17 protein-coding genes and 2 pseudogenes are annotated in these 18,976 nt (G+C 49.9%); 9 read left to right on the top strand and 10 right to left on the bottom strand.

Translation table 11 applies throughout. From position 1 onward, the window contains the following. Positions 1-65: 65 nt before the first annotated feature. On the bottom strand, positions 66-962 hold the full coding sequence (locus WN56_RS03770; protein WP_046073677.1) for a TIGR01777 family oxidoreductase: 897 nt from the start codon (positions 960-962) through the stop codon (positions 66-68). Between the two features lie 226 nt (positions 963-1,188). On the opposite strand from WN56_RS03770, the gene WN56_RS03765 reads away from it, so the two are divergent. The 5 genes from WN56_RS03765 (at position 1,189) to WN56_RS03745 (ending at position 5,958) form a co-directional block, all read left to right on the top strand. Further along, on the top strand, positions 1,189-1,914 hold the full coding sequence (locus tag WN56_RS03765) for a DUF1538 domain-containing protein (protein WP_046073676.1): 726 nt from the start codon (positions 1,189-1,191) through the stop codon (positions 1,912-1,914). Further along, positions 1,911-2,693, top strand: coding sequence for a DUF1538 domain-containing protein (locus WN56_RS03760; RefSeq protein WP_046073675.1), 783 nt, complete (start codon positions 1,911-1,913; stop codon positions 2,691-2,693). Before WN56_RS03765 ends, WN56_RS03760 begins: the two co-directional genes overlap by 4 nt. A 9-nt stretch (positions 2,694-2,702) precedes the next feature. Further along, positions 2,703-3,053, top strand: a complete 351-nt coding sequence (locus WN56_RS03755) for a P-II family nitrogen regulator (RefSeq protein WP_025674528.1) — start codon at positions 2,703-2,705, stop codon at positions 3,051-3,053. Then, on the top strand, positions 3,050-3,472 hold the full coding sequence (locus WN56_RS03750; protein WP_025674526.1) for a CBS domain-containing protein: 423 nt from the start codon (positions 3,050-3,052) through the stop codon (positions 3,470-3,472). Before WN56_RS03755 ends, WN56_RS03750 begins: the two co-directional genes overlap by 4 nt. A 257-nt stretch (positions 3,473-3,729) precedes the next feature. Further along, positions 3,730-5,958: a hypothetical protein gene (locus WN56_RS03745; protein ID WP_046073674.1), complete on the top strand. Its 2,229-nt coding sequence runs from the start codon at positions 3,730-3,732 to the stop codon at positions 5,956-5,958. A gap of 55 nt (positions 5,959-6,013) precedes the next feature. On the opposite strand, the pseudogene WN56_RS16720 reads toward WN56_RS03745, so the two are convergent. Then, positions 6,014-6,283 (bottom strand): annotated as a pseudogene (locus tag WN56_RS16720) (IS5/IS1182 family transposase); the annotation flags it as partial. Positions 6,284-6,422: 139 nt separating this feature from the next. Between WN56_RS16720 and WN56_RS03740 the strand changes: the two are divergent. The 4 genes from WN56_RS03740 to WN56_RS03725 are packed head-to-tail and all read left to right on the top strand — an operon-like array spanning position 6,423 to position 10,544. Continuing rightward, positions 6,423-7,334 carry a 3-keto-5-aminohexanoate cleavage protein gene (locus tag WN56_RS03740; protein ID WP_046073673.1) on the top strand — a complete coding sequence of 304 codons (912 nt, stop codon included), beginning with the start codon at positions 6,423-6,425 and terminating at the stop codon, positions 7,332-7,334. Further along, positions 7,331-8,287 (top strand): L-carnitine dehydrogenase, encoded by a 957-nt coding sequence (locus WN56_RS03735; RefSeq protein WP_046073672.1) that lies wholly within the window; start codon positions 7,331-7,333, stop codon positions 8,285-8,287. The genes WN56_RS03740 and WN56_RS03735 overlap by 4 nt, the downstream gene beginning before the upstream one ends. After that, entirely contained in the window at positions 8,287-8,748 is a 462-nt protein-coding gene (locus tag WN56_RS03730; protein ID WP_046073671.1) for a thioesterase family protein, read from the top strand. The genes WN56_RS03735 and WN56_RS03730 overlap by 1 nt, the downstream gene beginning before the upstream one ends. A gap of 29 nt (positions 8,749-8,777) precedes the next feature. Next, a complete protein-coding gene (locus WN56_RS03725) occupies positions 8,778-10,544 on the top strand; it encodes a BCCT family transporter (RefSeq protein ID WP_082084414.1) in 1,767 nt (588 codons plus the stop codon). 127 nt (positions 10,545-10,671) lie between these two features. Here the strand turns inward: WN56_RS03725 and WN56_RS03720 are convergent, their stop codons facing one another. The 8 genes and pseudogenes from WN56_RS03720 to metN all read right to left on the bottom strand — a co-directional run bounded on the left by WN56_RS03720 (position 10,672) and on the right by metN (position 18,734). After that, positions 10,672-11,643 (bottom strand): GlxA family transcriptional regulator, encoded by a 972-nt coding sequence (locus WN56_RS03720; protein ID WP_046073669.1) that lies wholly within the window; start codon positions 11,641-11,643, stop codon positions 10,672-10,674. A gap of 182 nt (positions 11,644-11,825) precedes the next feature. After that, positions 11,826-11,996: pseudogene (locus WN56_RS16715) on the bottom strand (MetQ/NlpA family ABC transporter substrate-binding protein); the annotation flags it as partial. A 77-nt stretch (positions 11,997-12,073) separates the two neighbouring features. After that, entirely contained in the window at positions 12,074-12,958 is an 885-nt protein-coding gene (locus WN56_RS03715) for an alpha/beta hydrolase (RefSeq protein WP_046073668.1), read from the bottom strand. Positions 12,959-12,972: 14 nt separating this feature from the next. Next, positions 12,973-14,880 carry a TonB-dependent receptor domain-containing protein gene (locus tag WN56_RS03710; protein ID WP_046073667.1) on the bottom strand — a complete coding sequence of 636 codons (1,908 nt, stop codon included), beginning with the start codon at positions 14,878-14,880 and terminating at the stop codon, positions 12,973-12,975. Between the two features lie 130 nt (positions 14,881-15,010). Then, a complete protein-coding gene (locus WN56_RS03705; protein WP_046073666.1) occupies positions 15,011-15,949 on the bottom strand; it encodes a LysR family transcriptional regulator in 939 nt (312 codons plus the stop codon). 212 nt (positions 15,950-16,161) lie between these two features. Beyond that, positions 16,162-16,977 (bottom strand): methionine ABC transporter substrate-binding lipoprotein MetQ, encoded by an 816-nt coding sequence (gene metQ, locus WN56_RS03700; protein ID WP_046073665.1) that lies wholly within the window; start codon positions 16,975-16,977, stop codon positions 16,162-16,164. A gap of 46 nt (positions 16,978-17,023) precedes the next feature. Then, a complete protein-coding gene (locus WN56_RS03695; protein ID WP_046073664.1) occupies positions 17,024-17,710 on the bottom strand; it encodes a methionine ABC transporter permease in 687 nt (228 codons plus the stop codon). Continuing rightward, positions 17,700-18,734, bottom strand: coding sequence for a methionine ABC transporter ATP-binding protein MetN (gene metN, locus WN56_RS03690; RefSeq protein WP_046073663.1), 1,035 nt, complete (start codon positions 18,732-18,734; stop codon positions 17,700-17,702). The genes WN56_RS03695 and metN overlap by 11 nt, the downstream gene beginning before the upstream one ends. Positions 18,735-18,976: the final 242 nt, after the last annotated feature.

The raw sequence follows: 18,976 nt of genomic DNA, 5'->3' as shown, positions 1-18,976 counted from the left end.
ACTGATACCCGCTTTTTTGTGCAGAACGGCTAGCAAGCAACACGCTGTGTGATAGGAAAGGGCCGCTATTTAAAAAGTGACTGCATGGCTTCTTCCACCTTGGGGTGCTGGAATTGAAAGTCCGCATCCTCGAGTGCGTGAGGCAGGGCGCGCTGGCTATCGAGCAGCAAATGCGAGGCTTCGCCCATCATGGTTTTAATTGCCAGTGTGGGGACAAAGAACACATGCGGGCGTTTTAAGGCACGGGCGAGCGCTTGGCTAAAACGTTTATTGGTGACCGGCTCTGGCGCGGTGCAATTAAACGGCCCCTTGAGCTCAGGGGTGTTGAGCAGATGGATAATCGCACCGACCATATCATCAATATGAATCCACGGCATGTATTGCTGGCCTTTGCCAATTGGGCCGCCCAGCCCGAGTTTATACGGCAGCATCATCCGCTTTAGCGCACCACCTTCAGCGCTTAACACCACGCCGGTGCGCAGCAAGCACACCCGCGTTTGTTGCGACGCGCCTTTTAAGGCAATTTTCTCCCACTGATGACACACATGCTGGGCAAAATCATCGGCATGGACCACCAAGGTTTCATCAAAGCTGCGATCTTGCTGATCGCCGTAATAGCCTACTGCCGAGCCGCTAATAAAGGTGTGTGGTGGGGTGCTGCTGGCATGAATTTTCTCCACCAGTTTTTCGGTTAGCCCCCAGCGGCTGGTGCAGATAATCCCTTTTTGCTGCTCACTCCAGCGTTTATCGGCAATCGGCTCACCGGCCAAATTAATAATGGCATCAATATCATTGAGATGAGGGAGGTCATCAAGCCGCTCTAACGGGGTGACCTTATCGCCAAAGCACTGGGAGACCTTTTGCTTGGAGCGGGATAACACAGTGATCTGATGCTCGGTCAGCAAGCGTGGAATTAACGCCTGACCAATCAGGCCAGTGCCGCCAGTGATTAAGAGTTTCATGCCTGATGTCCTAACGTCGGGTAATGGTGATTATTACTAACGCTAAGAGGGTTTTAGACTTAGCGCAAGTGATTGCTTTGTATCCTGTTACGTGCCGCAACCAAAATCGGTTTGATCGCGCAGTTTTCTCTTCTGCTCCTCGCACCCCAAATTGGGAGTGCTAACATAAATAGGCATATAAAAGGTGTGTTTTTCATTCTATTGCGCAGGGAGTCATGTCGCCTACATGCAAGCGTTATTCAAATCATTGCTAGGAAGCTTTCGCGATCTCTTACCCATCATCCTAGTGATTGGCTTTTTTCAAGTGATTGTTCTGCAACAACCGCTGCCCAACTGGATCTCCATCACCTTTGGCTTGGTGCTGGTGGTCGTGGGGCTGACCTTATTTGTATACGGCTTAGACATGGGATTATTCCCGATTGGCGAGTCCATGGCGCATTCGCTGGCCCACAAAGGCAGTTTAGGCTGGTTGATTGCGTTCGCGTTTTTGCTCGGCTTTGGCACCACCATTGCCGAGCCCGCACTCACCGCGGTGGCGGCAGAGGCGGCAGATGTCGCCGCTAACGGCGGGATGATACACACCAGCGAAGCGGCCAAAGACAGCTACGCCAACGGTCTGCGGCTAACCGTGGCGCTCTCGGTTGGGTTTGCGATTGTGCTGGGGGTGGTGCGAATCATGAAAGGCTGGCCGATCCACCGTTTGATTATTGGCGGCTATTTGCTGGTGGTGGCGATGACCATGGTCGCACCGCCGAGTATTATCGGCATTGCCTATGACTCAGGTGGGGTGACCACCTCGACCATCACGGTGCCATTGGTCACCGCGCTCGGCGTGGGACTGGCGACCGTGATCAAAGGGCGCAACCCCATGGTGGATGGCTTTGGCTTGATTGCCTTTGCCTCTCTGTCTCCGATGATCTTCGTGATGGCCTACGGCATGGTGGTGGCATGAACAATCCACTCACCCTGTTTCTCGACACCTTTTTCTCCACCGTGCGCGATGTGATCCCGATTATCGCGATCATCTTTGGCTTTCAGCTGTTTGTATTGCGCAAAGCGCTTAACAATCCCAAACGGATCTTTCTCGGCTTTTTCTATGTCATTCTCGGCTTAAGCCTGTTTTTAATGGGGCTCGAGCTGGCATTGTTTCCACTTGGTTCGTCGATGGCCGAGCAGCTGACCGCTCCCGATTTTGTCGGCGCAGCACTCAAAGCAGGTGGCGAGATCGATTGGCAAGCCTATTACTGGGTGTATCTGTTTGCCGCAGCGATTGGCTTTAGCACCACGGTGGCTGAACCCTCATTGATCGCAGTGGCGATTAAAGCCGCCAAAGTCTCGGGCGGGGCGATTCGGGTGAACGGCTTACGTGCCTCAGTGGCACTGGGCGTCGCCATGGGGATTGCCTTGGGGTGTTACCGCATTGTGGTGGGCGATCCGCTCCATTATTACATCATCACCGGCTATGTGGTGGTGGTGATCCAAACCTATTTTGCCCCGCCGTTTATCGTGCCTTTGGCCTATGATTCTGGAGGGGTGACCACCTCAACCGTGACCGTGCCCTTGGTGACGGCGCTGGGGTTGGGGCTAGCCTCTACCGTACCGGGAAGAAACCCGATGCTTGACGGGTTTGGCTTAATTGCGTTTGCCAGTTTGTTTCCGATGATCACCGTGATGGGCTATGCCCAAATCACAGCCTATTTACAGAAAAAGCACGCACAGCGTTCATCGTAAGGAGAGCCTATGCGGTTCAAATTAATCATGGCGTTTATTGAAGATGCCAAAACCGATGCGGTGCTCGATGCCGCCAGACAAGCCGGCGCTACCGGCGCGACTATTATTAACAACGCGCGTGGCGAAGGCTTGGTGAAAAAGAAAACCTTTTTAGGGCTGACGCTGGATGTGCAGCGGGACGTGGCCATCTTTTTGGTGGAAGAGCACTTAGCGCGCACCATACTCGAAACCATTAATGATGTGGGCGAGTTTGATGCCACCTCCGGCAGTGGTATCGCGGTGCAAATTGATGTGGAAGATGCCGTGGGCGTGGCCCACCAAATGCGAGAATTAACCGAAGTGGTGAAGGACGAGTTATGAAACAACATAAAACGGTAAGAGATGTGATGCATGCCCATGCCGTGTGTATTGATGGGCTCACCACGGTCGAAGAAGCGATCCGCATTGCACGCGAACAAGAAGTGAAAGCGATTATTGTCAATAAACGCGATGAGCATGACGAATTCGGCATTGTGTTAATGAACGACATTGCCAAAAAAGTGCTCGCCAAAAACCGCGCGCCATCACGGGTCAACGTTTATGAAATTATGACCAAACCCGCGCTCAGCGTATCGCCCAATATGAATGTGAAATACTGCGCCCGTTTATTCGAACGCTTCGGCATCAGCCGCGCCCCCGTGATTGAAAACGGCCAAGTCCTCGGCATGGTGAGTTACAACCTAATCGTCATCTACGGTATGCTCGCTGAAGAAGTGGAGAGCCAGCATAGGAAGGATTAGAGGGATAGGTGTAAAGGTGGTTTTAAAGGAGTGGGGGGCTAGCTCATTTGTGCCCCTTTCTTAATTAGAGCAGATGATCTACGTCGGCAGTCCAATCTCCATTTTGCCTACTTTTTCTCATCCGAAAATTTTCAGTAACACCTCAGCATCAAACGACTGATGTCACACCTCTACCAAATGAAATGAAAGCACATAGATTATTTATAGTGATAGTAGTATCGTAACTTCATATAGAGCAGTTAGTTATGAGAACGGATATGGCACTAGAGGAAGTGAACACAAAACTGGCTCAAGTAGCACTTGATAATTGTGAAGGGTTTCCATTTGAACAGTTTGCAAATGAGTTAATTGGAGCCATCGATGGGCCAGGGTTTGTACCAGTAGGTGGTACTTCTGATGGTGGCGCAGACGGCGCTCGTGTGGAAGGTTTATATACAAAAGATAGACCTAAAGTGTTCTACCAAATGTCCGTCACAGCAAATCATAGACAAAAAATCAAACAGACATTAGATAGGCTGGAAGAGTTTGGAAGAGCTGTAAAAACGATCATTTATGTTACCTCCCAAACGATAGGAACATTTGATAAAGAGGAAGAGGATCTAACTGACAAACATGATGTATTTGTTCGAATTAGAGATGCTAAATGGCTACTTTCAAAGATAAACTATAATGAAGCGACAAAAAAAGCGTATTACACGCATTTGCACCGATTCACAGACTTCCTAAAAGACCTGTCGAAAAGTTCACAACTTAAGACTAGTGAGAACATAACTCACCCCTCGGTTTATGTTTTTCTTCAACAACAAGTAGAGAACAGAGAGAAAGACAAACATTTAGTCAAAACTGTCGCAGATAGTTTAATTTTATGGTCGCTGAATGATACAGACCCTGACCAAGATAAGTTCATGACTCTGTTGGAAATTAACCAAAAAATCGCGGAAAACATCCCGTGGGCAAAGAATATAGTTGGGGGAATGCTATCGGATCGTCTTCGAGAACTAGTAAAGAAGAATGGCGTTGGGGGTAAGCAAGTTAATTATCATAAAAAAGGGGATAAGTACTGCTTACCTTATGACACGAGAAAAATTATTGCGAACGAAAAAGCAATAGATGAAGGTGTCAAGATTGATGTAATCACTGAAATTAGCTCTCAGGATGAACTCTCAAAATTATCAATCGAAGATCGCAAAATCATTGCAAATATCGCTATAAGGACATCTCAACTCTTCTTCGAAAAAGAAGGGTTAAAGTGTTCATCTTACCTCAATGGTTCTGAAGGTAGCGAAAGCAGTTTCATCGAAAATACAGTCTTTGACCGAGTGTCTGATGCACTTGATGAATATGAAGCACAGGGGATGGATTTTCATGCTCAAAGAGACATGGTTGTTAATATAGTTCGTTCCATGTTTTACCAAAGCACAGAGAACCAACGAGCATTATTGAATAAGTTTTCTAGAACTTATGTACTACTATTTACGCTACAAGCGGAGCCTAGAGTTGTAGAGTATTTTCAGAAAGCCACAGCAAATTTTAGGTTAGTTGTTGGTACTGATATGATTGTTAGAGCACTTACAGAAAGGTTCTTAAGCAAAGAAAATCAGATGACTCGAAACCTCTTCAAAATGTCAAATGAAGCAGGTATTGAACTAATGCTCACTGAACCAGTGCTCGATGGTGTGATCAAGCATCTGATTGTGACTGATAATGAATATAAAAATCACATCCTTAAAAGAGAATCACATTTAACAGAAGATTTGATTAGAGAATCTGAGCAAATCTTAATTCGCACGTATTACCATGCTAAAAGGGAAGGATATTCTAATTCCTGGCAGTCTTTTATGTCTGGATTCTTAACTTATAATGAACTTCACACTTCGCTTGGTAAAGAGGAGTTAAGAGCATACATTATTCACCAGTTTGGAATGAGTTTTTACTCAAATGATGATTTGAGGTCAGTTACAAATGATGGCGAAGTAAACGAATTGGCAGAAGAAATTTTGCCAATCAAACGCAATCATCAACTAGCTGAAGGCGTTGCGTTAATCATAAAGGCTGTCTACGGCTATAGGAATAAATGGAAAGAGATTTCGACATACCCTGAGTATGGCTATCAAACATGGTGGTTGACGCAGGAGTCGAGAGTTCAACGCTATACTGGTGACCTTGAAAAAAAAAATGCAGCTAAATGTATTATGCGACCAGAATTTCTACTTAACTTTTTCTCATTAGCTCCCAGTGTACGTGATATAAGAGAGTCATATAAATCAATTTTCCCTTCAGTCATGGGCATTCAAATGGGCAACAGGTTACCTGATAAACTATTCCATAAGGTTCTGGAGCAAGTTGATATATGGAAGGAACAAGAAGATGGTCGAGTAGCCGCGAAAACTAGAATGCTATGTGATAAGCTAAAAGCGGAACATTTCGATGAAGACGTAAATGAGGCAAGTATCGACAAATTTATACGAGAAGTAGAGTCCTCATAGGCGTTGTTGATCAAATCATTCCCCTAACGCACTGATCCCAATAGGATTGCTCCCATCAATCAATTCGGTAGCTAACAGGCATACCGAGTCTTATGACTTTGTTTATCGCTTTCACGTTGGCCAATGCTTCGCCAGCTTGTGCATTGTAATTACGCAGAGTCAGCTTAGGGCTGAGTAATTTTTTGTATCGATACATCCCAGTTTCTGACAGAGAGCGTTGGTGGTAATTTTCTTCTCGTTTCCAGTCTTCCAAGTTACCCGACTGTAAGGCGCTGACGGCTGCATTGCGAGGGAGGTCATCCTCCCAATAGCCCGCATTTCTCCTTCATGCTTCCCCTACACCAAACCCCTCAATATTCCCCACAATGTCTCTTTTTGCTGTTTTTATGTCGCTTAGTGTCAAGTTTTGACGCTGTATTCCCGACACACTGTGGCCAGTTTAATCAAGCGACAAGAGGCCGAACATGAATCGCAGCGTCATTCTTACCTGCGCCGTTACCGGTGCGGGCGATACCACGGGCAAAAACCCCAATGTGCCAATCACGCCAAAACAGATTGCCGATAACTGTATTGAGGCGGCGCGTGCTGGTGCCAGTGTCGCTCATATTCACGTGCGTGACCCTGAAACGGGCGGCATTAGCCACAACATTGATCACTTCCGTGGGGTGATGGAGCGTGTTCGCGAATCAGACGTCGATATTGTCATGAACATCACCGGCGGTGGTGGCGGGGATTGGGTGCCGGATGCCCAAGACCCAAGCCGTGGTGGGCCGGGCACCGATATGCAAACCCCAGCCGAGCGCCATGCGCCAGTGGGCGAGCTCTTGCCTGAGCTTTGTACCTTAGATTGCGGCAGCCTGAATTTTGGCGACATGGTGTACATCAACACCGCTGACTGGCTACGTGAGCAAGCACGTATGGTGCAGGCAGCGGGCGTGAAAGCCGAGCTGGAGTGCTTTGACTTAGGTCACGTTTGGTTTGCCCGCCAGCTACAAAAAGAAGGTTTGCTCGAGGGCGATCCGTTGTTTCAGCTTTGCTTAGGCATTCCTTGGGGCGCGGAAGCGGACACCGAAACCATGTTGGCCATGCGCAATAAGCTGCCTGAAAACGCCAACTGGGCGGCGTTTGGAATTGGTCGCCATCAGATGCCGATGGTGGCGCAAGCCATGTTGCTAGGTGGCCATGCGCGCGTGGGCTTGGAAGATAACCTCTATTTAGAAAAAGGGGTGATGGCGACCAACGGCGGCTTGGTAGAAAAGGCGAGCACCATTATTGAAAACCTTGGCGGTCGCATTATGACACCCGCACAAACGCGCGCTGCGCTGAAACTGGTTGATCCTAAGACGGGTAAGCCGGTTGAAGGAGGTGAGCAATGAGCAAGCAGTTAGCGGTCATCGGCACCGGTGTGATTGGTAATGGTTGGATTGCGCGTGCCTTGGCGCAGGGCTGGGACGTGATTGCCTATGACCCTGACCCACAAGCGCCCACTCGCACCCGTGCCTTTGTGACCAATGCCTGGCCATCGTTAGAAAAACTGGGCCTTGCCGAAGGCGCGGATCCTGCTCGGTTAACCTTTGTTGATAGCCTTGAGCAGGCGGTGAAAGAGGCCGATCTGGTTCAAGAGAACGTGCCGGAGCGCATAGATGTTAAGCGCGAGACCTTGGCGGCAATTGATGCGGCCGCGGCGCCAAGCGCGATTATTGGCTCATCGACCTCTGGCTTTAAACCCACCGAGCTGCAGACGGATTGCCATAACCACCCAGGGCGGGTGATGGTAGCGCATCCATTCAATCCGGTGTATTTATTGCCGTTGGTTGAATTAGTGGGCGGCGAGGCCACCCAACCGGATCATATTGACTGCGCCCATGCACTATACCAAGCGCTGGCAATGCGTCCCTTGGTGGTTAAGCGTGAAATCGAGGGGCATATTGCAGACCGCTTGATGGAAGCGCTGTGGCGTGAAGCCTTGCACCTGGTTAATGACGGGGTGGCCACGACTGAAGAGATTGATGCGGCAGTGGTTTATGGCTGTGGCCTGCGCTGGTCGCTGATGGGCACCTTCTTAACCTTCCACCTGGCCGGTGGCGAGCAGGGCATGCGCCATATGCTAGAGCAGTTCGGCCCGGCGCTAAAACTTCCGTGGACCAAGCTGGAAGCGCCTGAGCTGACCGATGATCTGATTGATAAAGTGGTCGAAGGCTGTGAACACCAAGCCGCGGGTCGTCCGGTCTCTGAGCTAGACCGTCGCCGTGATGCGTTTTTGGTCGAGCTTTTAGACTTGGCGCAGAAGTACTGGCCAGAGGCTGAAGGTTTGGAAGGGCGCATCTAATGGCACTGTTAACGATAGACGTCGCCCCCGAATGGGTCGATTATAACGGGCACATGAATGATGCCGAGTACGCGCGTGTGTTCTCGCTGGGTGTCGATGCGTTAATGGCCACCATTGGCTTGGATGACGCCGGCCGCACCCAGCATGGCTATACCATTTATACCCTAGAAACCCATTTGTGTTATCGACGTGAGGCGCATCAAGGCCAGACCTTGGTGGTCGACGTGACTGTGTTAGCGCGGGATCAAAAGCGCCTGCACGTGTTTATGCAAATGTGTGATAGCCAAGGTGAGGTGCTGGCCACCAGCGAGCAGATGCTGATGGGCATCGATACGCAAACCGGTCGCCCCGCGCCGTTTCCGGATGCTGTCGCCAGCTTGATTGAGCGGCTGCCTGCCGCATCCGACAATGAGTGGCCCCAGCTTGCGGGGCGTCGCATCGGTCTACCCAGTAGGCAGTGAGCGCGTCGTCACCGAGATGGTGAGCCATCATGAGGTCCCGCCCAGCAGAGCCTGGGCGGATAACGGGATCGCCGGCCCGACTTCCGGCTCAAGGAGGAATCATTATCGCTACTTCAACACCCCCAAACTCACCCCAGCGCGGTGACAGCCAGCAGGCTGCTACCTCGACCGATTATATGGTCACCGAGCTTGCGCAAGGTGGCTTCTTCCAAGGCATGCATCGTGGCATGACCATTTGTTCAGCCGTATTGGTACTGGCATTTGTATTGTTCACCGGCTTTGAGTCAGAGACGGCTAGTGTCTTGTTTGGCACCACGCGCACCTGGATTGAAAGTACCTTTAGTGGCTATTACCTGGTCACCGTGATGCTGTTATTGACCGTGTGCGGTTTTATCGTTTTCAGCAAGTACGGCAACGTGCGTCTTGGCCCTGACGACAGTCGTCCAGAGTTTAGTAATTTCTCCTGGTTCTCGATGCTGTTCTCTGCCGGCATTGGTATCGGCATCCTGTTTTTTGGGGTGGCCGAACCCATCTTTTATCTCGATAACACCGGTGGATTTGGTTATCCCAACAATCCCCACGCCGACATGGCGGGCGCGGCGACCATTGGCTATGAGCGCGCCATCGATGCGCTGCGGGTCACCGTGTTCCACTGGGGGCTGCATGGCTGGGCCATCTATGTGATTGTCGGTATGTCGCTGGCGTATTTTGCCTACCGTAAGCAACTGCCTTTGGCCCTGCGCTCGGCGCTTTATCCTTTTATCGGCGATCGTATTTTCGGCGCCTGGGGCCATCTGTTTGACATCCTCGGGGTGCTGGGTTGCGTGTTTGGCGTGGCGACTTCACTCGGGCTTGGCGTGAGTCAAATGGCCGTGGGGCTGGAGCGCTTGATGGGTATCGCCTCTGGCTTATCGACCCAACTGGTGTTGATTGCGGTAATTTCGTTTATCTCGATTGTCTCGGCGGTCTCTGGTGTGCGCCGCGGGATCCGTATTATCTCGCAGATGAATATTTGGGTGTCGGTGTTTGTCGTTGGCGTCTTTTTAATTGGTGGCCCCACACTGTGGTTGTTCGGCGCGTTTGGTGAAACCTTACTCGACTATGCGATTAACTTTATCCCCATGGGGCTGTGGTTTGCTGATGAGCCGGGTACGGTAGATTGGCAGCAGGCCTGGACCATTTTCTATTGGGGCTGGTGGCTTGCCTGGGCGCCGTTTGTAGGGTTGTTTATTGCGCGTATTTCCAAAGGGCGCACCCTGCGTGAGTTCGTGCTGGGCGTGTTGTTTGTGCCTACCTTGCTGATCTTTGTCTGGTTGGTGATTTTTGGCGGCAATGCGATTTATCAAGAGCTGTATGCCAGTGGTGGTGTGGGCAGTGCTGGCATTATCGACTTGGTTAATGCTTGGGAGCTGCCAGCGGCCTTATTTGCGGCAGCTGATGGCATTGTCGGCACCGGGATGTTCGGCTGGATACTCTCGGCTCTGATGGTGTTCTTGCTGATGAGCTGGTTTGTGACCTCGTCGGACTCGGGCACCTTGGTGCTGACAACCATCTTATCACTGGGTGACGAAGAACCACCGCGGCGTTTCCGTATTATTTGGGGCGTGGTGATTGGCTTGGTGGCGGCGACGCTGCTGATGGCCGGTGGCCTTAAGGCGCTACAGACGGCGTTGATCGCCGCCGCCTTGCCACTGAGCGTGGTGATCCTGGTGATGACCGCCGGGGTGCTGATCTCACTGTTTGGTGAATCGCGCCGCTCGCTAGTGGCGGCTAAAAAAGCTAGCCGCCAAAAATAGCTGGCCGCGAAAAAATAGCGGTTTAGGGCGTCGCTCCGAGACGCGCTAAACGCGAGACAAGCTGCTCATTCCGTTGCCGATTAAGGTGGCGGGGTGAGCGGCTTTTATCTATCTTGTTTTTCTTCTTTTACTGGCTTTGGGCTTTGCGCATCTGTCGCGGTGACACACCGTAGTGGGTGCGAAACGCGCGGGAAAAACTCGAGTTTGAGCTAAAGCCACACGCCAACCCCACGGATAATACATCAAGATCGGTTTCTTTTAGCAAATAATGGGCACGCTCTAGCCGTAACCCCAAATACCAGCTTCGTGGTGACTGGTTCAGCTCGCTGTCAAAAAGCCGTTGCAAATGACGAAGTGAAATACCACTGCGCTGAGCCACCTCCGATAAAGGCAGGGGGGATTCTATATGGCGTTCCATCACATCCACCGCTTCGACCAGGCGCCGACGATGGGTGCCTAAACGGCGGGCGAGTGTCATTCGCTGTTGATCGCGTCGGGTACGAATGCGCTCGTGCACTAGCTGCTCAGAGACGTCGATCGCTAACTGGGTGCCGTGACGACGCGCAATTACATCCAGCGCCATGTCCATCGCCGCTGCGCCCCCTGCGCATGAAAAACGCCGCGGTCCCAGCTCAAACAGCTCATCTGAGGTCCTGACTTCCGGAAAGCGCTCTTGAAACGAGGGCAGGCTTTCCCAATGTAAGGTGACCCGCTCACCCTTGAGCAAGTCGGCAGCGGCCAGCAAAAAGCAGCCGGTATCGAGGCCGCCGAGCGCGCACCCCGCCGCATCAAGCCGGTGCAGCCAGCGCATTAAGGGGCGACTTAAATAGGCTTCAGGATCAAAGCCACTACACACAGCCAGCGAGGGCAGGTCATGCACCGCATCAATCGCTTTATCCGCCAGCAATGACATGCCGTTAGACGCCTTCACCGGTTTGCCATCTTCACTGATCATTTGCCAATCAAATAGCTGCTTGCCACTGATTTGGTTGGCAATACGCAGTGGCTCGACGGCAGAGAAAAAGGCCATCATCGAGAAGCGGGGCAGTAAAAGAAAGCCGATACATTCTGGCATCGGGCCTGTGTATTCAAGACGCATGACCGCACACCAAGCGTAAAAATAGGGAGGGTATGATGACTGGCCGCTGCTATGGGGGTCAAGTAATGCTGAATGTGTTGAGCGGTGAGGGGGATTACCGGGAGCTCTAACGCCACCATTAAAAACAAAGCCCGCACTTTTCAGTACGGGCTTAATCATTTCAATGTGTTGTGCTTAGCGTCTTACCAACCTTTTACCACGGCGCCGTCAAAGATTTCCATCGCGGCGTTGTAAACCGCATCAGTTTGGTAGGCTTTAACGAAGGTTTTGACGTTTTCAGCGTCGACGTTGTCTTTGCGCGCCACAATCAGGTTCACATAAGGCGATTCTTTGTCTTCAACAAAGATACCGTCTTATTTTACTGAATCTTGTGCCGATTTCCTTAGTCGAAACAGCCCACACGATTGCATACGGTTTTTATACATTCACTTTAACGCTGCGCCGGGAAGTGCTGTTCAAGGAATGCCATCACATGTGGCACGTATTTATCGGTATCAAACACAGCCGCGCTGTGTCCAACACCTTGCTCAATAAATAGCTGATTATCAATGCCATAGTCGTCGAGTTTAGATTGAAGCAGTTGGCTTTGTGACACTGGAACACGCTTGTCTTCTGCACCATGAAGCTGGATAAAAGGGGGCGTATTTGAGTTGATGTAGTGAGTGGTCGACGCGCGTTGTGCAATATCCGGTATGTTGCTCGGTATATCACCTAAAAAGCGCGCGACAGATGATCGCTTGCTCGCTTTTTTGCCATGTTTCTTGCCCAATGCCATCAAGTCTGTGGGACCAAAGAAACTGACCACTGCTTTCACTCTATATTTAGGATTGGAGGTATAAAAAGCGATATTGCTATGTGAGTTGGTGGCTCCCACTAACCCGGCTAAATGCCCCCCGGCTGAACGGCCCATCATCGCTAATTCATCCGCTCTAATATGATATTGATTTGCATGATCATGGAGATAATTAAGCGCATCATTGATGTCCGTTAAAGGGGCGGGGAATATCGCCTCACCGCTTAGGCGGTAATTGACAGCAGCCAATGCATAGCCTTTTTCTAACACAGCATTGAGTAATGTTGGATTTTTGGTTGGGATGGCATCTTTGCTCCCTCGTTTCCATGCACCGCCATGTACCCAAACCAAGAGCGGGTATGGTTGATCAGCTTGAGCGCTGGGTGTGTAGAGATCCAAGCCAATTGCTTTCCCTTCGACCTGTTTATAAGCAATATCCTTATGCATTACATGACTCTCGCTGGCATTTACTGAAGACATACAAATTAGAGAAAGAGATAAAAACTTTATGAGTAATTTCATATTTATTGCTCGTATTAGAATGATGTTTCAACTGCCAACCAATAACGACGGCCATCTTCAACGTAGCCATATTCATCGTAAGTGGTTTGCTTGCCTAAAAGGTTATAGATGCCGGCCATCAGTTTGAAATGGCGGTTGAGCTGCCAATTGGTGCCAAAGTCAACATAAGTAACGGATGGCGCGGTCTGACTTCTTGAATCGATACTAATCGGATCGGATTCTTCACTACGATAGGAAACGCGTAGCCATGAGCCAATGTCATCTTGAATAGCCCAATCAGAGTTGAGCGCGACCAAGTGGGTAGGGACCTGAGTTAATGGCTGACCTTTTTCTTCACCAGCGCGTTTTTCTGAGCGTGTGTAGGTGTAGGTCGCGGTTACATCCAGACTTTTTGTCAGTGCTTTTTTGACCGACGCTTCACTGCCATAAGTGATGGCTTCCTCGATATTGGCATAGGTGGCGTCACAGGCACGCGCGGTGCAGTTTGGATCAAGGTTAACGCGGTCAATTTTGTCTTCAAAGTCGTTATAAAAAACAGTGACGCTGGTACTTAACATGTCTATATCTTCATAGTACAGACCAAGCTCGGTATTGACTGAGGATTCCGGTTTGAGGTCAGCGTTGCCATATAGGTCGCATCGTCCATTACAGCTTTCTTGTACCCAGTCTTCTTCCATTTCGGTCAGGCTGGGCGCGCGGTAGCCTGTCGATACCCCCCCTTTTATCGCCCAGGTGGCGCTGGGAGACCATACTGCGTAAACCCGAGGACTAAGATGGGAGCCGAATTGTTCATTGTTGTCGTAACGAAGCCCTAAGGTGAGAGCAATATTATCGCTGACGTACCACTCATCCTCGGCAAAGACAGACCATTGTGCATTGCGAAACTCGAAACTACCGTTGTCGAGCACTTCACGCTCAAAGTCGGTACCAACCGAAACATAATGAAGGTTAAGCGTTTTGGACCACTGCGTTTTCGCTCGGGTATTCTCTACCTCTAACGAGCGACCCACGTTCTCGACTGATTCCATACTAAAATAGGAGGATCCGCTAATATCGCTGTAGCTTGCTTCGTGTCCAATTCCGATAGATTGCCGGTTATTGTTGGTTTCTGAATCGCGGGTTCTTGTCTTTCCGGCGGTGTTTTCCCGTGTTTGGTCGTGGTGGGTGTAGTCTACACTGATGGTATCGTCGTCAGTGGCAGTAAAGTGCAGTGATGCGCGATAGTTTTCGAGTGTTTTTCCACCATTGGCGAACGCAATGTCATCTTCAATGCGCTCTTGGTATCGTGCTGAAAGATTGGCACTGAGACGATCGCTGACTAGTGGGCCAGGTAAAGACAGCTCGCCTTGATAATAATCACCCGATTGATTATTTTCTTGCAGCACGGATTCAGCACGCAGTTGGCCTGCCCATTCGGTGTTATCTTTGCGGGTAATAATGTTTATTACTCCACCAATGGCATCGGATCCGTAGAGGGTGGACATCGGGCCGCGTATCACTTCAATTCGCTCTATGGTGTTTAGAGGGGGCAGCCAGTCTTGCTCATAGCCACCACCGCCGCTGACTTGTGTTTCTCGTCCTGACTGCTTACGGCCGTCAACGAGAATCACTGTGTAGTCAGACGGCATTCCGCGAAGTGATATCTCTTGGCGTGAACCGCCACTTGTGATCACCACGCCTGGAACGTCTTGAAGAGCATCAGTGATATCTTTGTAGGCACGGTTTTCAATTTGAGACCGATTTATCACACTAATAGACGCAGGGGCTGACAGGGTGGACTGTTCATAACCAGTGGCGGTAATAACCATGGTTTCACTGGACGTCGAGGCCTCAGAGCGTGGCGTATCAGCCAAAGAAACCAGCGGGATTGTTGAGGTTAACCCTACCGCAAAACGATAAATAAAAGGATTGGTTTTAAACATATTGGGCAGCTAACAGTTTGGTAATTAATAATCGTTATCAATTAAATACTCATTAGCAAATGCTTTCAATCAATACCTTATTCGTAGAACAAAAACCAACTATGCGCTATTTGCAATATGGTCCTTTGAGTCAGGAGTAAGTAGTAGTGCTATCGAATAGCTCATCAAATAGCTCACGGATCCAGACACACATAGGGTCATCGTGAAAGCGTTTGTGCCAGCATAGATAGACTTTCGAAAAATGTAACTGCAAGAGTTCAGGGACTTCTCGAGTGATAAGCCTTTCGTCGTGACAGGCTGCTTGTGCAAAAGGGGTAGGCAAATGGAAAATGATATCGGTTTGAGCAGCAATGTTTGGCGCAGAGCTGAAGTTAGTGATTTGTATAGGTGTGGAGAGGCGTCGCTTTTTATTCGCTAACCCCAACTCAATAAATTTGTGCTCAAGCGATAGTGTCTTTTCACCTTGTAATGAAATTTGTCCAAAATTGCACTGACTTAAGTTTTCTGCCGTCAATGTCATATTTGCTAAGGGATGATTGCGGTTCATCAGTAAACGAAAATCTCGTTGTGCAACGGCTTTTCGGTGAATACTTTGCTCAGATGTCGGTGGCTCGTGTGACGATAAAGAAAAGTGGATATCACCCGCAGCAAGCTTTTCAAAATGCTGCTGTGGCGAGGTGTCTATGCTGACAATGAGGTTAGGCGCTCTCTCGCGAATAGCGGCAACGACGTCTGGCATCAATGTGTTGATTTGTGGTTGTAATCCGTAAAAACGAACGGTGCCTGCTACCTTCTCAGGTTCAAATGAGTTCTTATGCGAAAGCTTCTCTAAATTAATGATTAAAGAAGAGATATCTTGCTTAATATCTTCGGCTTTGGGAGTGAGGGCAAAGCCAAAACTTGTACGCACCAAGAGCTCGTCATCGAAAAAAATCCGCATTTTTTGTAGTGCTCGGCTGACAGATGATTGACTGGTATTAAGTAGAAGTGCGGTATTGGACACATGCTTTTCCTCGAGTAAGTACTTGAGAATATAAAGAGATGTCACATCGATGTTGGGTATTTGCATAGTAGGGTATTTAATCAGTGATGCCAGTCATTGAAGCCGTAATGTTGGAATCAACATACCAGAATCTTGTATAAGATGAACAGCACCCCTCCTATTCAAGTATGTAGGGTCTGTTTTTTGGGGAGAGTTACATTTTGATACCTCTCACCACTAAAAAAAGCCCGCGCTTTTCAGCACGGGCTTAATCATTTCAGTATGTTACGCGTAGTGGCTTACCAGCCTTTTACCACGGCGCCGTCAAAGATTTCCATCGCGGCGTTGTAAACCGCGTCGGTTTGGTAGGCTTTAACGAAGGTTTTGACGTTTTCAGCGTCGACGTTGTCTTTGCGCGCCACAATCAGGTTCACGTAGGGTGACTCTTTGTCTTCAACAAAGATGCCGTCTTTGTTTGGCGTCAGGCCCACGCCGGCGGCAAAGGTGTTGTTGATGATAGCCAAGTCTACATCTTCTAACGAGCGAGGCAGTTGTGGGGTTTCTAGCTCGATGATTTCTACGTTTTTCGGGTTCTCAACGATATCCAGTTTGGTGGCGTTGATGCCTGCACCTTCTTTGAGCTTGATGATGCCTTGCTGCTCAAGCAATACCAGTGAACGGCCCAGGTTCGATGGGTTGTTTGGTACCGCAATTTTACCGCCTTCTGGTAGATCCTCGACGCTATCTAGCTTGTAAGAATACGCTGCAATCGGATACACAAAGGTGTTGCCGGCAATCGCAAATTCATAACCACGGTCTTTGATTTGTGCGTCTAAGTACGGTTTATGCTGGAAAGCATTCACGTCGACCGAACCATCGTCCAGTGCCGCGTTTGGCGAGACGTAATCGGTAAAGGTCACTAGCTCTACATCAAGACCGAGCTTTTTCGCTTCTTTCACCGCATGTTCAGCTACTTGTGCCTCTTCGCCGGCCATCACGCCCACGGTGATGCTGTTATTATCGGTTGCGGCTTGTTCTTTCTCACCGCAGCCAGTCAGCACCAAAGTTGAGGCAAGGCCAAGGGTGGCGAGTAGCGTTTTAATGGTGGTTTTCATTGTCTGTCTCCCTGTTTGGAACATATTCGTCATTATTGTGTTTGATTTAGCGGTGATCGGCGCGTCGCACCAAGTAATCACCAAAAGATTGAATCGCTTGTACTAAGACCACCAGCATCACAACGGTGATCAGCATGACGGTGGTATCAAAGCGTTGATAGCCATAGCGGATGCCCACATCCCCAAGGCCACCACCGCCGACGGCACCGGCCATGGCTGAGTAGCTCACCAAGGTGACCAAGGTAATGGTGGCGCCATTGATGATGCCCGGCAGTGCTTCAGGTATCAGCACTTTACAAATAATTTGGAGCGGGTTCGCGCCCATCGCTTTGGCCGCTTCCTCTAGCCCAGCCGGTAACTCGAGTAACGCCCCTTCAACCAAGCGGGCAATAAATGGAATCGCGCCGACGGTAAGCGGCACAATCGCCGCTGCGGTACCGATTGAGGTGCCAACCACCATGCGGGTAAAGGGGATAATCGCCACCAGCAAGATAATAAAGGGGATGGAGCGACCAATGTTCACTATTGCGCCAAGCACCTGGTTAACTTGTGGCTGACCCAGCAAACCACCGGGTTTGGTCACATGCAGTAGCACGCCCAATGGGATGCCAATCACAAACCCCATGATCCCGGAGGCAAACACCATGTACAGGGTTTGGCCAGTGGCTTCGAGGAGCAAGTTGATAAGGGCGCTGTTTTCATTGACCCAGTGAGTGAGTTGATCAATCAACATAGCCGAGTACCTCCGTGTTGACATGGTGCTTGTTGAGGTAAGTGATGGCGTTTTCAACCGCCTCTTTTGGACCCATGATTTCCGCAAGGAGTAGGCCGAATTTCACGCCGCCGGCGTAGTCGATATCTGAGCTTAAAATGCTGATGTCGATATCAAACAGACGCGAGATCTGGCTGATTAATGGGTCATCGACCGTTGCGCCGGTAAACTCGAGGCGCACCAAGGGGTAACTGCCTTCGAAGTATTCTTGTTGTAAGCGCTGGGCAAAATCATGCGGCACTGACAAGTCGAGGGTTGAACGAATAAATTGTTTGGCCAAGTCGGATTTGGGGTGCGCAAAAATCTCGCCCACCGGACCGGACTCGACGAGCTCGCCATCGCCAATAATAGCGACGTCGTCACAGATACGTTTGACCACGTCCATTTCGTGGGTGATCAGCAAAATGGTGAGGTTGAGCTTTTGGTTGATGGTTTGCAGCAGCGACAGAATGGATTGCGTGGTGGCGGGATCCAGTGCGCTGGTGGCTTCATCACAAAGCAAGACATTAGGGCTTGGTGCCAATGCACGGGCAATGGCGACACGTTGTTTTTGTCCGCCACTGAGGCTGGCAGGATACACATCACGCTTATCGGCCAAGCCGACCAGATCGAGCAGTTCGCTCACGCGTGTTTCAATCTCATCGCGGCTCGAGCCACTTAGCTCAAGCGGCAGGGCGATGTTGTCGAACACGGTGCGTGACGAGAGCAGATTAAAGTGTTGGAAAATCATCCCGATTTTACGGCGCGCTTGGGTCAACTGGCGGCTGGGTAGCGCAGTGAGGTTAGTGCCACCCACTTTGACTGAGCCGCTGGTTGGGCGCTCGAGCAGGTTAACCATCCGGATCAGGGTACTTTTCCCTGCACCGGAGGCACCGATCACACCAAATACTTTCCCCTTGGGAATAAATAAGTTGATGTTATTAAGGGCATGAATTCGGCGTTCCCCGAGTTCGAATACCTTGTTGAGGTTGGTTATCTCAATCATCACATGTCCTTGGCGAATAATTTGATCACAGCAGACTCACTCAGCGGCTTGTGCCACATTCTTGCTGTCGCTCTGGTTATTGATGCTATGAGTTAGTCAAAATTAAGTCAATGGATATTTTTACTTCTGGACGTCTAAATGGCAATAAGTCCAATCGCTTGGTTATAAACTCAACAGTAGGCTTGATCTCAAACGATAAAGGGCGTTTACTAGAAGCCCCTGTAGTGCTTTGTTCTGATTAC

The organism is Salinivibrio sp. KP-1 (genome assembly GCF_000968645.1).
GTDB lineage: Bacteria > Pseudomonadota > Gammaproteobacteria > Enterobacterales > Vibrionaceae > Salinivibrio > Salinivibrio siamensis.
Note: the sequence above shows the minus strand (reverse complement) of the source record. Positions and strands in the feature narration are given on the sequence as shown.